Below are 12938 nucleotides of genomic sequence, written 5' to 3' on the forward strand. Positions count from 1 at the left end.
ACGCGCGCGAGGACGCTCTGACGGCCGCTCAGGCCAGCGGCAGCCGCACCGCGAACACGGTCTCCCCGGGCACGCTCGTCACCCGGACCTCGCCGCCGTGCGAGGCGACGACGGCGGCCACGATGGCCAGCCCCAGTCCGGTCGAGCCCTGTCCGGTCGAGCCGACCGCCCGCGCCCGCGAGGAGTCGCCGCGCGCAAAGCGTTCGAAGACGGTGGGCAGCAGGTCCGGCGGGATGCCAGGACCGTCGTCGGTGACGGTCAGCAGCGCGTGCCGGTCGGCGGTGGGACCGCCCACCGCCAGTGCGGCCGTGACGACCGTGCCCGGTGGCGTGTGCTTGCCCGCGTTGGCCAGCAGGTTGACCAGCACCTGGTGCAGCCGGTGCTCGTCGCCGGTCACCTGGGTCCCGGCCTCGGGATCGTCCGGCAGCCGGACCTCCCACTTGTGGTCCGGCACGGCCGCGTGCGCGTCGCGGACCGCGTCCACGACCAGCGGCGCGAGGTCCACCGGCTCGTGGGTGAGCTCCCGGCCCGCGTCCAGGCGGGCGAGGAGCAGCAGGTCCTCGACCAGTGCGGTCATCCGGGTCGCCTCGGACTCGACCCGGCCGAGCGCGTAGGCCGTGTCCGGTGGCACGGTCTCCTTGCTGCGCCGGGTCAGTTCAGCGTAGCCCTTGATCGAGGCCAGCGGGGTGCGCAGCTCGTGGCTGGCGTCGGCCACGAACTGACGCACGCGCGTCTCGCTGGCGTGCCGGGCCTCCAGGGCTGCGGAGACATGGTCGATCATCCGGTTCAGCGCCGCGCCGACCAGCCCGGACTCGGTCCTCGGGTCGGTGTCGACGGCGGGCACCCGGGCCAACCGGCCCACCTCGCCCCGGTCCAGCGGTTCCTTGGCGATCCGCGCGGCGGTCGCCGCGACCCGGTCCAGCGGGCGCAACGAGACGCGCACCAGCGCGAACCCGGCGAAGCCGACCAGGATCACCGCGGCCACGCCCAGCACGGCCTCGGTGGCGATCAGATTGTCGATCGGCCCGGTGACCGCCGACTCCGGCAGTCCCACGATCGCCCGGCCGCTGTCGGGACCGTGCGGCCCGGCGGGCATCGCCAGGACCCGGTATTCCCCGAGGACGGGCAGGTCGACCGTGGTCGCGTCGGAGCTGACCGGGGCCGCCTCAAGCGCGGTGATCTCGGCATCGGTCAGCGACTGGTTGTCGAAACTGTCGATCCCCGAGAAGCGGAGCGACCCGTCGGCGTTGAGCACCACGGTGACCACCCCGGAGCCCCCGTGCGGGTGGCCGCCGCCGTCTCCGGCGGGACCTCCGCCAGGACCGCCGAAGGCCGCCATGGCAGCACCGTGCAGCTTGTCGTCCAGGTTGCTCTGCATGTACTCGCGCAGCTGAAAGGTGGTCAACCAGGCCACCACGGTGAAGACGACGGCCAGCAGCACCGTCATCGTCACGACCAGGCGGGTGCGCAGCGGCCAGGTCGACCAGCGGCGGATCACGACGCTGCCGCCGCCTCCGCGGGCTTGAGCACGTAACCCGCACCACGCATGGTGTGGATCATCGGAGCACGGCCCGCATCGATCTTGCGGCGCAGGTAGGAGATGTAGAGCTCGACCACGTTGCCCTGGCCGCCGAAGTCGTAGTTCCAGACCCGGTCCAGGATCTGCGGCTTGCTCAGTACCCGGCGCGGGTTGCGCATCAGGAAGCGCAGCAGCTCGAACTCGGTGGCGGTGAGGCGGATCGAGGTGCCCGCGCGGTGGACCTCGCGGCTGTCCTCGTCCAGGGTCAGGTCGCCGACGACGAGCGTCGACTCGCTGCGCGCCGAGGCCGCGCCGGAGCGGCGCAGCAGCCCGCGCAGCCGGGCGACGACCTCCTCCAGGCTGAACGGCTTGGTCACGTAGTCGTCGCCGCCCGCGGTCAGGCCCGCGATGCGGTCCTCGACGGCGTCCTTGGCGGTCAGGAAGAGCACGGGCACGTCGTGCTGTGCGGAGCGGAGGCGACGCATCACCTCAAGGCCGTTGAGGTCGGGCAGCATCACGTCGAGGATCACCGCGTCGGGGCGGAACTCGCGGGCGGCGCGCAGCGCGGACGCGCCGTCGCCGGCAGTCGTGGTCTGCCAGCCCTCGTAGCGCAGGGCCATGGACAGGAGGTCGGCTAGGGGGGCCTCGTCGTCCACGACGAGCACCCGCACGGGGGTGCCGTCGGGGCGACGGAGCTCGGTAGCGGCCGCGTCGGAGGAGGTCGTGGTCATGCTCCGATACGGTGCCGCCGTTGCATGAGAATTCCATGAGGTCGCGCTTCCGGTTACCTGTGTATTCCCTGGCAATTCCCCAGGAGGCTGCCAGGAACTCCCAGGTATCGCTCAGAGCAGCCCCAGGTCGCCCAGCTCCTTGTGCAGGTCGGACCGGGGACCGGCGGCAACGTCCTTGCCCGGCCCCGACGCTGTGGACCCGGACGCTGTGGGCGCGGGCGGTATGAGGCCGGACGACTTGCGCCCGGACCCCGTCGGCGTGCCGGACGTCGTCGCCGGACGCCGGTCCCGCAGCAACCAGGCGCCGATCACTCCGCCGACGAGCCCGCCGAGGTGCGCCAGCCAGCTGACGCCGGGCGTGCCGGGGACGGCGACGGTCAGCAGGTAGGCGAACGAGGCGCCCATGACCAGCCCGACCAACGTGTCGATCAGGTGCCGGTCGAAGATGCCCCGCAGCACCACATAGCCGAAGTAGCCGAAGATGACGCCGCTCGCGCCCGCCCCGACGGTGTCACCGCTCTGGAAGATCCAGACCGCCAGGCCGCTGGTCACCGTCACCAGCAGCGTCAGCCAGAGGAACCGGGCCACGCCCCGGTACGCGGCCAGGAAGCCGAAGACGAAGAGCGGCCCCGAGTTGGACTCGATGTGTGCCCAACTGAAGTGCAGGAACGGCGCGGTGAAGATCTCCGGCAGTCGGGCGACGTCGTGCGGGACCACGCCGTACTCCTGCGACAGCTGCTGCTGGTCCATCCAGTTGACGACCTGGACCGCCCAGATCACCACCATGACGCCGAACATCACGAAGAACGCCTTGCGCGCCTCCGCCAGCATCCGCTCCGGTGTGTCCAGCTCCTTCGGAGCCCACAGCTGCCTCGTGTCCACGGTGCCCACCCCCGCTCTCGTTCAGGAGCACTCAGGAGGAACTCTAGAACCGGGCACCGACAGCGCACCTACCTCTACAGCGCACCGATACCGAACCGGTGCGCGACGCGCTCGCCCGGCTCGATCCGCAGCAGGTCCTCGCCGGTGGCGAAGGCGTTGGGCGGGCAGCTCATCGGCTCGACGGCGATGCCCGCGCGGCGGTATCCGGCGGACAGGGTGTCGCCGGTGTAGAGCTGGAGCCAGTCGACGCCCTCGCCCAGCCGGAGCTCGACGCCGGAACCGCCCCCCGGAGCGGTCAGCCGCACCCGGGCCAGCCCGTCCGCGTCCCTGGTCAGGCCGGTGTAGGCGGTGTCCAGCACGGTGTCGCCGATGGCACGGGGCGTGCGGAAGTCGTAGTCGGTGCCCGCGACGGACTCGCGCCCGTCGGGGATCTTGCGCGCGTCGACCGGCAGCCAGGTGTCCGCGGGCACCGCCAGCACCGCCTCGCCGATCTGCCCCGGACCGCGGCCCAGCGTCAGGTACGGGTGCGCACCGAAGCCGTAGGGCGCGGGCCGGTCGCCGACGTTGTGCGCCGCCAGCTCGACTACGAGCCCGGCCTCGCCGAGCTCGTAGTGGGCGGTCAGGTCCAGGATGTGCGGATAGCCGTGCATCGGATAGAGCCGCAGGGCGTAACGGACATACGCCGAGCCCTCACCGGCGCCCTCGGCGACGACCCGCCACGGCAGCCACCGGGTGAAGCCGTGGCTGGCGTTGCCGGTCGACGGCTCGGTCAGGTCCAACTGCCGGTCCTCACCGTCGAACCGGTAGCGCCCGTCGCGCACGCGGTTCGGCCACGGGATCAGCAACTGCCCGGCGCCGCCCGGAGGCTGGGTCTCCGCCGGGTAGCCGACCACCAGCGGACGACCCTGGTGGCTGAGCTCGCGCAGTCCCGCGCCAACGCCGTTGATCACCGCACGGTAGCCACCGGCCTGGACGACCTGTTGCGGGCCGTTCGGCGAGATCGGTGCGTGGGGCGAGGACCCGGTCGCGCTGCCGGCAGGAACGCCGGTCGGAATACCGGTCGGGATGCCGGTCGCGTCAGCCGTTGCGTCGTCTGCCGTAGCGTCGTCAGCCATGACGCCATCCTGTCACCCGGCCACCGGAAGTGACGGTTGGGCGCAGGGTGTGCGGGGGTTGCATGTGTCCGGGATCACCCGGGGACCGCGGAACCGTACGGGAGTGCTAGTCTCACGCTCACTCCTCACAGACCATCAGCACCACCAGCAGAACCCTCAACGCACCACCCTCACGGCCCATCTGGGCCCGCCTGGCAGCCCGCGTCCGGACGGCCGGGCCGTCTGGTGCGCGCCGGCCGAACGTTGGGTTACCCGGGTGGCCCCGATTCCGCCGCGAGCGCGCGCGAGACCGGCTGAGCTGACGAGACGCGGACGGCCTGCGGGCCCGTCCACCCACGGCCTCACGGCCGGACCACGACAGAGGCACGCCTTGACGGCTCGACACGTCCGCAGACGGTCACGTCGCTGGATCGGCGCTGCGGTGGCGATCGCCGCCGGCGCGGTGGTGATCGGCGCAGCCGCCGAGGCCGCGCCCAGCCCCGCCTCTGCGCGCACGGCCACCCCCACGACCGCACCCGTCGCAGGCGCACTGGCCTGGCCGAGCACCCCGGACCGGACCACGACCGCGCTGCAGCAGGCCTTCACCTCCGCGAGCGCCGAGTTCCACGTGCCGGCGGACGTCCTGCTGGCCGTCTCGTACGAGGAGACGCTGTGGGAGTCCCACGGCGGCCGTCCCAGCGTCACGGGCAACTACAACGTGATGGGCCTGACCGAGGTCTCCGACGCCGACGTGAGCACCCCGTCCACCCGCGACCTGACCGGCAGCGGCGCCGCCCACGCACAGCAGCCCTCCGCCCGTGCCCTCGCCGAGCGCGCCTCCGTCGACACCGCGTCCCCCGCCCTGCACACGCTGCAGACCGCGGCGGCGCTCGCGGGGGTGGCCGCCAATCTGCTGAAGACCGACATGACGCAGAGCGTGCGCGGCGGAGCGGCCCTGCTGGCCTCCTACGAGTCCCGGCTGAGTCCGCAGGCGTCCGCGCCGGGCGGGGTGCCGACCGACCCGGCCGCGTGGTGGCCCGCCGTGGTCGCCTACGCGCAGGCGGAGACGCCGGTCGCCGGTCAGCAGTTCGCGGCCCGCGTCTACACGCTGATCCAGCAGGGCGCGTCCCGGGTCACCGACGACAACCAGGCCGTCTCCCTCCCGGCCGCGCCGAACGTCCGCCCGCCCGAACTGGCCGCCACGCAGGCCTCGGTGGCGAGCACCGACGGCGGCGACGGCACCTCGGTGGCGGAGTGCCCGGGCGGCCTGGCCTGTGCCGTGTCCCCGGCCGCGTACCAGCAGAACGGCAACTACGCGAAGGCGAACCGCCCCACCGACGGCGATCAGGTCGACTACCTGGTGCTGCACGACACCGAGGGCTCCGCCGGGGGCACGATCGCCTCGTACCAGGACCCGACCGCCTACTCCAGCGCCCATTACGTCGTCGGCCGCGACGGCTCGGTGACGCAACTCGTCCCGACCGCCGACATCGCCTGGCACTCGGGCAACCAGACCGTCAACGCGCACTCGGTCGGCATCGACGCGGAGGGCTACGCGCTGCCGCAGGGCAGCTGGTACCCCGAGGCGGAGTACGAGTCCACGGCGGCGCTGGTGAAGTACCTGGCGGCGAAGTTCGAGATCCCGCTGGACCGCGAGCACATCCTCGGCGCGGACGACGTCCCCGGCGCGGCCCCTGCGACGGCCGCCGCATCGGCGGCTGCGGGCTCCTCGGCGGCTGCGGGCTCGGCGGCTGCATCGGCGGCTGCGGGCTCGTCGGCGGACGCGTCCGCGCTGCCCGGCGACCCCGGCCCGTACTGGGACTGGAGCCGCCTGCTCACCCTGGTCGGCGCACCGCTGGGCGGCCAGCACGCCCGTCCGGTCGTCGGCGGCCTGGTCACCGTCGCACCGCCGTACACCCTGGCCACCCAGCCCGCGATCACCGGCTGCGGCGGCGACGGCCAGGCCTGCCCCTCCCACCCGGCGAACTTCGTCTACCTCCGCCAGGCTCCCTCCGCCGACGCCCCGTTGGTCGGCCAGGGGACGACGGACGCGGCGGACGGCACGGACAAGGCCGCCTACGGACAGACCTTCGTCGTCGCCGACGTCTCCGGCGACTGGGTCGCCCTCTGGTACGACGGCCAGGAGGCGTGGCTCCAGGACCCGAACTGGTCCGACACCCTCGTCCCCGACCCGACCACCAGTGCCGACCTGATGCTGGTCGCCCCCGCCGGCGACCGCCCCATCCCCGTCTACGGCCGCGCCTTCCCCGAGGCTTCCGCGTACCCGTCCCAGCTGGGCGCTCTGGCCGCGTCGGCGAGCCAGCAGCTCGTCCCGCTCGCGGACACCATCTCCCCCGGCCAGGCGTACCTCGCGGGCTCGGAGGTGAGCGGCGACTACTACGCCGCGACGTACGGCTGCGCCGGTGCGGTGGGATGCCGGGTCGTCATCGGGACGACGCAGTACTACCCGATCCAGTTCGACCACCGGCTGGCGTTCGTCATGGCCTCCGACGTGCAACAGATTGCGCCTGCGAGGTAGTTGCACCACCTCAGCTCGGCAGATCCGCCCAGCGGCGCTGCTGATCCACCTAAAGGACCACTGCCGCAGCCACCAACGCCGCCCCCGCCACCGCGGCAAAGGGCTCGCGCCGTGGATCAGGCGCGAACCGCGCCACCGCGCGGGCCGCCGCGCACGCGGCCACCGCTGCCGCGACCGGGAGCGGTACGACGCCCGCCAACCCGGTGACGACCAGCGCGCCGAGCGCCCACCGCGTGCGGTACGGCCCGAGCAGGGCCAGTACCGCCAGTGCCACGAGCAGCGGGACGGGAAGGCGCGTGCCCGGCACGCCGTCGAACCAACCCGCCACCGAGGCGACCGCCACTGCGACCAGCGGGCCCGCCGGGCCGAGGCGTGGGGTGCGCTCCGTGCGGATCAGCAGGAACGCCGTCGCCAGGCCGAGCAGCGTCGGGGTCGACTGCCAGGCGGACGAGTGCGACGCCCAGTCGGCGAGGCGGAGCAGGGCGCTGTGCTCGGCCGGGTGGTAGCCGGAGGCGTCCGCCAGGGCGTCGACCAGCAAGGTCAGCCCGAGGCCGACCGCGATGCCGGACGAGACCGCCATCCCCACCACATCGACGCGCTGTCGCACCGACTGCTGCATGGACCGCTGCATCGACTGCTGCATGGACTGTTGCACCGACTGCCGCATTGTCGGACCCGCCCTTCGGCCGTGGCCGCCGTTCCTGGGAGCGTAAGCGCCGTAACCCCGGCCCGCGACCGCAGCGACGGGCAGATCCACGGGCAAGCGCGTGGGGCAGGAGCAGATCGCTCGTTCAGTCCAATGGCCCTGCAACTGCCCCGTACTGCGAGAACTCTCACGCCCGTGCACCTGGACAGCCGGGCTACCGGCGATTAACTTAACGTTCGTTCGACCAGTGCCGTCCGAGAGGAGCGCCGTCGTGCGCCGCACCGTTTTCACCGAGGACCACGAGGCGTTCCGGGAGACCATCCGCGACTTCATCGCCAAGGAGGTCGTGCCCGTCTACCAGGAGTGGGAGGAGGCGGGCCGCGCGCCCAAGGACTTCTACCTGAAGCTCGGCGAGCTGGGCGTCTTCGGCATCGAGGTGCCGGAGGAGTTCGGCGGCGCGGGCATGACCGGCTTCAAGTACCAGGCGATCGTCACCGAGGAGTGCGCCCGCGCGGGCGTCAGCTTCGGCTCCGCCGGCGTGCACACCGGCCTCTGCCTGCCGTACATCATGGAGTACGCGAACGAGGAGCAGAAGAAGCGCTGGCTGCCCAAGTTCGTCTCCGGCGAGATGATGACCGCCATCGCCATGACCGAGCCGGGCACCGGCTCCGACCTGGCCGGCATGACCACCACCGCAAAGCTGACCGAGGACGGCAAGCACTACGTCCTCAACGGCGCCAAGACCTTCATCACCGGCGGCGTCCAGGCCGACATGGTGCTGGTCATCGCCCGCACCTCCCCGGCCACGCCGGAGGACCGCCGCGGCGGTCTGTCCATCCTCTGCGTCGACACGACGCTGCCGGGCTACTCGGTCGGCCGCAAGCTCGACAAGATCGGCCTGCGCACCTCCGACACCGGCGAGCTGGCCTTCGTCGACGTCAAGGTCCCGGCCTGCGACCTGCTGGGCGAGGAGGGCAAGGCCTTCTCGTACCTGGCCCACAACCTGGTCCAGGAGCGCCTGGCCATCGCCGTCGGCGCCTACGCCGCCGCCCGTGCCGCCGTGGACCTGGCCGTCGCCTACACCAAGGACCGCAAGGTCTTCGGCCAGTCGGTGGCGTCCTTCCAGAACACCAAGTTCGAGCTGGCCGCCTGCGAGGCCGAGGTCGACGCCGCCCAGGCCGTCGTGGACCGTGCGCTGGAGCACTTCGAGACCGGCGACCTGACCGCCTCGGACGTGGCCAAGGCCAAGCTGTTCACCACCGAGGTCTGCTCCCGCGTCGTGGACCGCTGCCTCCAGCTGCACGGCGGCTACGGCTACATCCTGGAGTACCCGATCGCCCGCCTCTACGCGGACAACCGGGTCTTCCGGATCTACGGCGGCACCAGCGAGGTCATGAAGATGGTCATCGCCAAGTCGCTGGGCCTGTAAGCCCCCAGGACGTAGTTCTCAGCGCCCCGGCGTTCTCAGCACCCCGACTCGGCCACGTCCGCGACCGCACAGGCCACGTTGTCCGGCCCGCCCGCCCGGCGGGCCAGGACGACCAGCTCGCGGACGGCCACGTCGGGGTGCTCTGCCGTGAGCAGGGTCTGCCGCAGCGTCTCCTCCGCGATCACCACCGACAGGCCGTCCGAGCAGAGCAGGTACCGGTCCCCGGGCCGGACCTGCTGGAGCGTCACGTCGGCACGGCTGTCGGCGCGGCCGTCCAACGCCCGGGTCAGCAGCGCCCGTTGCGGGTGCGCGGCGGCCTCGTCCTCGGTCAGCCGTCCCTCGTCGACCAGGGACTGGACGTGCGAGTGGTCCTGCGTGATCCGGAACAGCTCGCCGCCGCGCAGCAGATAGGCGCGCGAGTCGCCGACATGGACCAGGGCCATGCTGTCGACGGCCGTCGAGCCGGTCCACAGCAGCGCCGTCAGCGTCGTGCCGGAGCCCGCGTCGGCGAGCCCCTCCACGCTGCGGTTGGCCTCGGTGACGGCGTCGGCCAGCGCGTTGAGCACGTCGCCCTGGCCCGGAGCGCGGGTTCCGGCGGCGCGTCCGGCGACCGGCTTGAGCGCCTCGACGGCCAGTGAGCCGGCCAGGGCTCCGGCCGCGCCGAATCCGTCGGCGACGGCGAGCAGTCCGGGCCCGGCATAGGCGGTGTCCTGGTTGCTCTCCCGGACCAGGCCGGTGTCGCTGGCGGCGGCGCAGCACAGGGTGAGGGGGGTTGTCGGCGGCACAGTCATGGGTTCGTGGTCCTTCCCGGTCGTTCCGTTCAGGTGGTCCACGAGGAAGGCGGCGAGCCGCCGCCGGGACGCGGTGTCGTCCTCGACCCGCGCCCAGTAGGCGGCGACCTCGGTCGCGGCCTCCGCAGCAGGCAGCCCGCAGACGGTCCGGATCCGGGCCAGCGGCATACCGAGCAGCCGCAGCCAGGCGACGAGCTGCGCCTGCTCCAACTGCGCGGGCGCGTAGTAGCGGTAGCCGTTCTGCGGATCGACCCGCACCGGCGGCAGCAAGCCCAGCTCGTCGTAGAGGCGCAGTGCCTTGGGCGACAGCCGCGCCCGGCGCGCGAACGCCCCGATCGTCAGCAGCTCGTCCGGCATCGGCCCGCACCTCCTCCAGCTCTGTCCTGCGGATCTGCTGTACTACTGATCCGCGCTTCCTCGTACCGGACCCGTCCGGGGCCCGGCACGACCGATGCTGGGCCTTGCCCCAAGGGCAAGGTCAACAGCCTCCCTCGCCACTCCCGCCCCGCTCCTCACTCCCGTCGCGCTCCTCAAGCAGCGTCTCACGCAGCCGCTCGACCAGGGCGTCGTCGACGCCGAGCCGCTGTTCGGCGTAGCCGCGGACCGAGCCGTAGTCCTTCGCCAGCCCGGCCAGGAAGAGCTCCATCACCTCGGCCGGGGCGTACCCGTAGCCGGGCCAGCGAGGGGGACGACCGTTGCCGTACTCGGCGGCCCAGTGCGCGCGCAGGCGCTCGGCGGCCAGGTCGGTGAGCGCGAAGTCGGCGACGATGTCGGACTCCGCGACGTCCAGCAACGCCAGGACGGTGGCGGCGAGTTGGCCGGTGCGGTCCTTGCCGGAGGCGCAGTGGAAGACCAGCGGCCCGCACCTAGGGTCCGCGATCACCTCCAGCGCGCGACGGAGCTCCACCACGCCGTCCTCGGCGACCTCCCGGTAACGCTCGGCCAGGAACGGGCCCGGCTCGACCTCCGGCCCCTGGCCGGGCTGGTCGTAGGGGCGGTGCTCGATGCTGCAGTGGTGGTAGGCGACGTCGGCCCGCTCGGCGATCCGGCCGCGCGCCTCGATCTCGAAGCCGTGTCGCAGGTCGATGACGGTGGCGATGCCCAGCCCCTCGAAGACCTTCCAGTCCGCCTCGCTCGCCAGCTTGGACAACGCGTCCGCCCGGTAGAGCCGCTGCCAGCGCACCGACCGACCGTCCCCGGTGCGGTAGCCGCCCAGATCACGGAAGTTGTGCAGGGCCTCGAAGCCGATGTGCCGATCGGGAGTCGTCATGATCGCACCCTAAGCATCGTCAACCGTCGTCCGAAAGGACGTCACCAAGCTGTGCTGTCGCATCCACCGTGCTGGGATGGGACCTTCGGAGACAGATCGGGACACCGGAGAGGTGGCAACGCCGTGGCGATCATCCCGGGGAGCGCGGTGGTGATCCGACGCCGCATCAGGGCCGAGCCGGAGGCGGTCTTCTCCTACCTGACCGACCACGACCGCCTGCTCTCCTGGCAGGGCGTCGAGGCGGAGCTGGACCCGCGTACCGGCGGCGCCTACCGGATCCGGGTGGTGGCCGACGCGATCGCCTCCGGCCGGTACACCGAGCTCACCCCGCCCGTGCGGATCGTCCTCACCTGGGGGTGGGAGAACGAGGGCGACCCGGTCCCGCCCGGCAGCAGCACCGTCCGGATCGAGCTGACCCCGGACGCGCTCGGCACCCTGCTCACGCTCACCCACACCGACCTGCCCGCCGCAGCCCGCGAACCGCACCGGACAGGGTGGGAGCACTACCTCGACCGCCTGACGATCCGCGCCTCCGGCGGCGATCCGGGCCCCGACCCGTGGGCGGAGGAGGCGGCGGAGGAGGACGAGGAGGACTGAGGGGCGGCAGCCGGAGAAGAGCCCGCGTGACAAATGGTTCGCGCTCGGCGGGGTGGATCACAGAGACTGCGGCCATGGTCGATTTCGCACAGTTCGACACCCGTGGCTACCCCACCGTCGACGTCCGCACCGGGTACGCCGCCTGGGTCGGCAGCTACGAGAACACCGTCGAGGACCTGATGGACCTCGACGTCCTCGCCTCGCTCACCACCCCCGCCTGGGCCGACGTCGACCGCGCCGCCGATCTGGCCTGCGGCACCGGCCGCACCGGCGCCTGGCTGCGCGCGCAGGGCGTCCACGCCGTCGACGGCGTGGACCTGACCCCGGAGATGCTGGCCGTCGCCCGTTCCCGGGGCAACCATGCCCGCCTCGTCGAGGGCGACCTCGCCGCGACCGGCCTGGACGCCGACGCCTACCCGCTGGTGATCACCTCGCTGGTCGACGAACACCTTCCGTCGCTGCACCCGCTCTACCGCGAGGCGTTGCGGCTGGCCGCTCCGGGCGGGCTGTTCGTCCTGGTCGGACTGCACCCGCAGTTCATCATGGCGGCCGGGATGCCCACCCACTTCACCGCGGCCGACGGCTCCGAGCTGGCCATCACCACCCACGTGCACCTGGTGAGCGACCATCTCACCGCCGGGCTGGCGGCGGGCTGGCAACTGGCCGAGATGCGCGAGCGGGTGGTGGACGACGCGTGGGTGGCCAGGAAGCCCAAGTGGGAGCGGTTCCGGGGCCAGCCGGTGTCCGCGGCCTACGTCTGGCGCAAGCCGTAGCGCAGCGCAGTCAGCGACGCGACCCTCCGGTACGCGGGCCGGGGCCTGCCAGAATCCCTCGTATGTCCCGGCCCGGTACTCCCCCGTCCGACGCGGCGCAGCCCCATGCCGCCTTGCTCGACGCACTGCGCGCCCACACCACGCTCACCCTCGCCTACGCCGACGCGGACGGCCCGCAGGCCTGCGCCGTGCTCTACGCCGCGCTCCACGCCGGCGGCGCGGACGCCTCATTGGTCTTCGTCACCGCAGCCACCACCCGTCACGGTCGGGCACTCTCCGCCGCCGCCGACGTACCGGTCGCGTTCACCGCACAGGCGGACGGGCAGGAATGGGCGACGCTCACGGGCGTCCAGGGACGCGGTGTCTGCCGCCGCCTTGCGGACGGGCCGGAGCGGGACGCGGGGTGGGGTGCGTACACGGAACGCTTCCCCTTCGTCGCCGCCGACCCGAGGCTCCGATCCGCCTTGGAATCCACGGCGTTGTGGGCGATCCACCCCACCTGGCTGAGGCTGATCGACAACTCCCGCGGCTTCGCCACCAAGCTGGAGTGGCTGGCCCTACTCGGGAGTTGAACCATCCCCGCCCGAGGGTTGAAATAGCCCGGCACCGGGCAGCACGATGGTCTGAGGAGGGTCCAGAGGCCTCGGGGTGGGAGGGCAAAGGAGGC

Annotated in this window: 12 protein-coding genes; 5 read left to right on the plus strand and 7 right to left on the minus strand. The window is 72.5% G+C overall.

Annotated features, from left to right (window positions below; translation table 11 throughout):
• Positions 1-28: 28 nt before the first annotated feature.
• The 4 genes from ABH940_RS14365 to ABH940_RS14380 form a co-directional block, all read right to left on the minus strand.
• Positions 29-1498, minus strand: a complete 1470-nt coding sequence (locus tag ABH940_RS14365) for a sensor histidine kinase (RefSeq protein WP_370105399.1) — start codon at positions 1496-1498, stop codon at positions 29-31.
• On the minus strand, positions 1495-2250 hold the full coding sequence (locus tag ABH940_RS14370) for a response regulator transcription factor (protein ID WP_370068949.1): 756 nt from the start codon (positions 2248-2250) through the stop codon (positions 1495-1497). The genes ABH940_RS14365 and ABH940_RS14370 overlap by 4 nt, the downstream gene beginning before the upstream one ends.
• A gap of 111 nt (positions 2251-2361) precedes the next feature.
• Positions 2362-3132, minus strand: coding sequence for a rhomboid family intramembrane serine protease (locus ABH940_RS14375; protein ID WP_370068951.1), 771 nt, complete (start codon positions 3130-3132; stop codon positions 2362-2364).
• Between the two features lie 74 nt (positions 3133-3206).
• Entirely contained in the window at positions 3207-4247 is a 1041-nt protein-coding gene (locus tag ABH940_RS14380) for an aldose 1-epimerase family protein (RefSeq protein WP_370068953.1), read from the minus strand.
• Between the two features lie 421 nt (positions 4248-4668).
• Here ABH940_RS14380 and ABH940_RS14385 point away from each other — a divergent pair, with 421 nt between their 5' ends.
• Complete coding sequence (locus ABH940_RS14385) at positions 4669-6765, plus strand: N-acetylmuramoyl-L-alanine amidase (protein ID WP_370105400.1); 2097 nt, start codon at positions 4669-4671, stop codon at positions 6763-6765.
• Between the two features lie 49 nt (positions 6766-6814).
• On the opposite strand, the gene ABH940_RS14390 is transcribed toward ABH940_RS14385, so the two are convergent.
• Complete coding sequence (locus tag ABH940_RS14390; protein WP_370105401.1) at positions 6815-7420, minus strand: hypothetical protein; 606 nt, start codon at positions 7418-7420, stop codon at positions 6815-6817.
• A gap of 262 nt (positions 7421-7682) precedes the next feature.
• Here ABH940_RS14390 and ABH940_RS14395 point away from each other — a divergent pair, with 262 nt between their 5' ends.
• Positions 7683-8840, plus strand: coding sequence for an acyl-CoA dehydrogenase family protein (locus ABH940_RS14395; protein WP_370068957.1), 1158 nt, complete (start codon positions 7683-7685; stop codon positions 8838-8840).
• A 35-nt stretch (positions 8841-8875) separates the two neighbouring features.
• Here the strand turns inward: ABH940_RS14395 and ABH940_RS14400 are convergent, their stop codons facing one another.
• Both ABH940_RS14400 and ABH940_RS14405 read right to left on the minus strand, forming a co-directional pair.
• On the minus strand, positions 8876-9988 hold the full coding sequence (locus tag ABH940_RS14400; RefSeq protein WP_370105402.1) for a MerR family transcriptional regulator: 1113 nt from the start codon (positions 9986-9988) through the stop codon (positions 8876-8878).
• A gap of 121 nt (positions 9989-10109) precedes the next feature.
• The gene (locus ABH940_RS14405; protein WP_370068961.1) at positions 10110-10901 is read right to left on the minus strand and encodes a tyrosine-protein phosphatase; all 792 of its coding nucleotides are present in this window, start codon (positions 10899-10901) and stop codon (positions 10110-10112) included.
• Between the two features lie 123 nt (positions 10902-11024).
• Here ABH940_RS14405 and ABH940_RS14410 point away from each other — a divergent pair, with 123 nt between their 5' ends.
• From ABH940_RS14410 to ABH940_RS14420, 3 genes are all read left to right on the plus strand, one after another.
• The gene (locus ABH940_RS14410; RefSeq protein ID WP_370105403.1) at positions 11025-11498 is read left to right on the plus strand and encodes an SRPBCC domain-containing protein; all 474 of its coding nucleotides are present in this window, start codon (positions 11025-11027) and stop codon (positions 11496-11498) included.
• Positions 11499-11572: 74 nt separating this feature from the next.
• Positions 11573-12271, plus strand: coding sequence for a class I SAM-dependent methyltransferase (locus ABH940_RS14415; protein WP_370105404.1), 699 nt, complete (start codon positions 11573-11575; stop codon positions 12269-12271).
• Positions 12272-12333: 62 nt separating this feature from the next.
• The gene (locus tag ABH940_RS14420; protein WP_370068967.1) at positions 12334-12843 is read left to right on the plus strand and encodes a pyridoxamine 5'-phosphate oxidase family protein; all 510 of its coding nucleotides are present in this window, start codon (positions 12334-12336) and stop codon (positions 12841-12843) included.
• Positions 12844-12938: the final 95 nt, after the last annotated feature.

The organism is Streptacidiphilus sp. BW17 (assembly GCF_041262485.1).
Lineage (GTDB): Bacteria > Actinomycetota > Actinomycetes > Streptomycetales > Streptomycetaceae > Streptacidiphilus.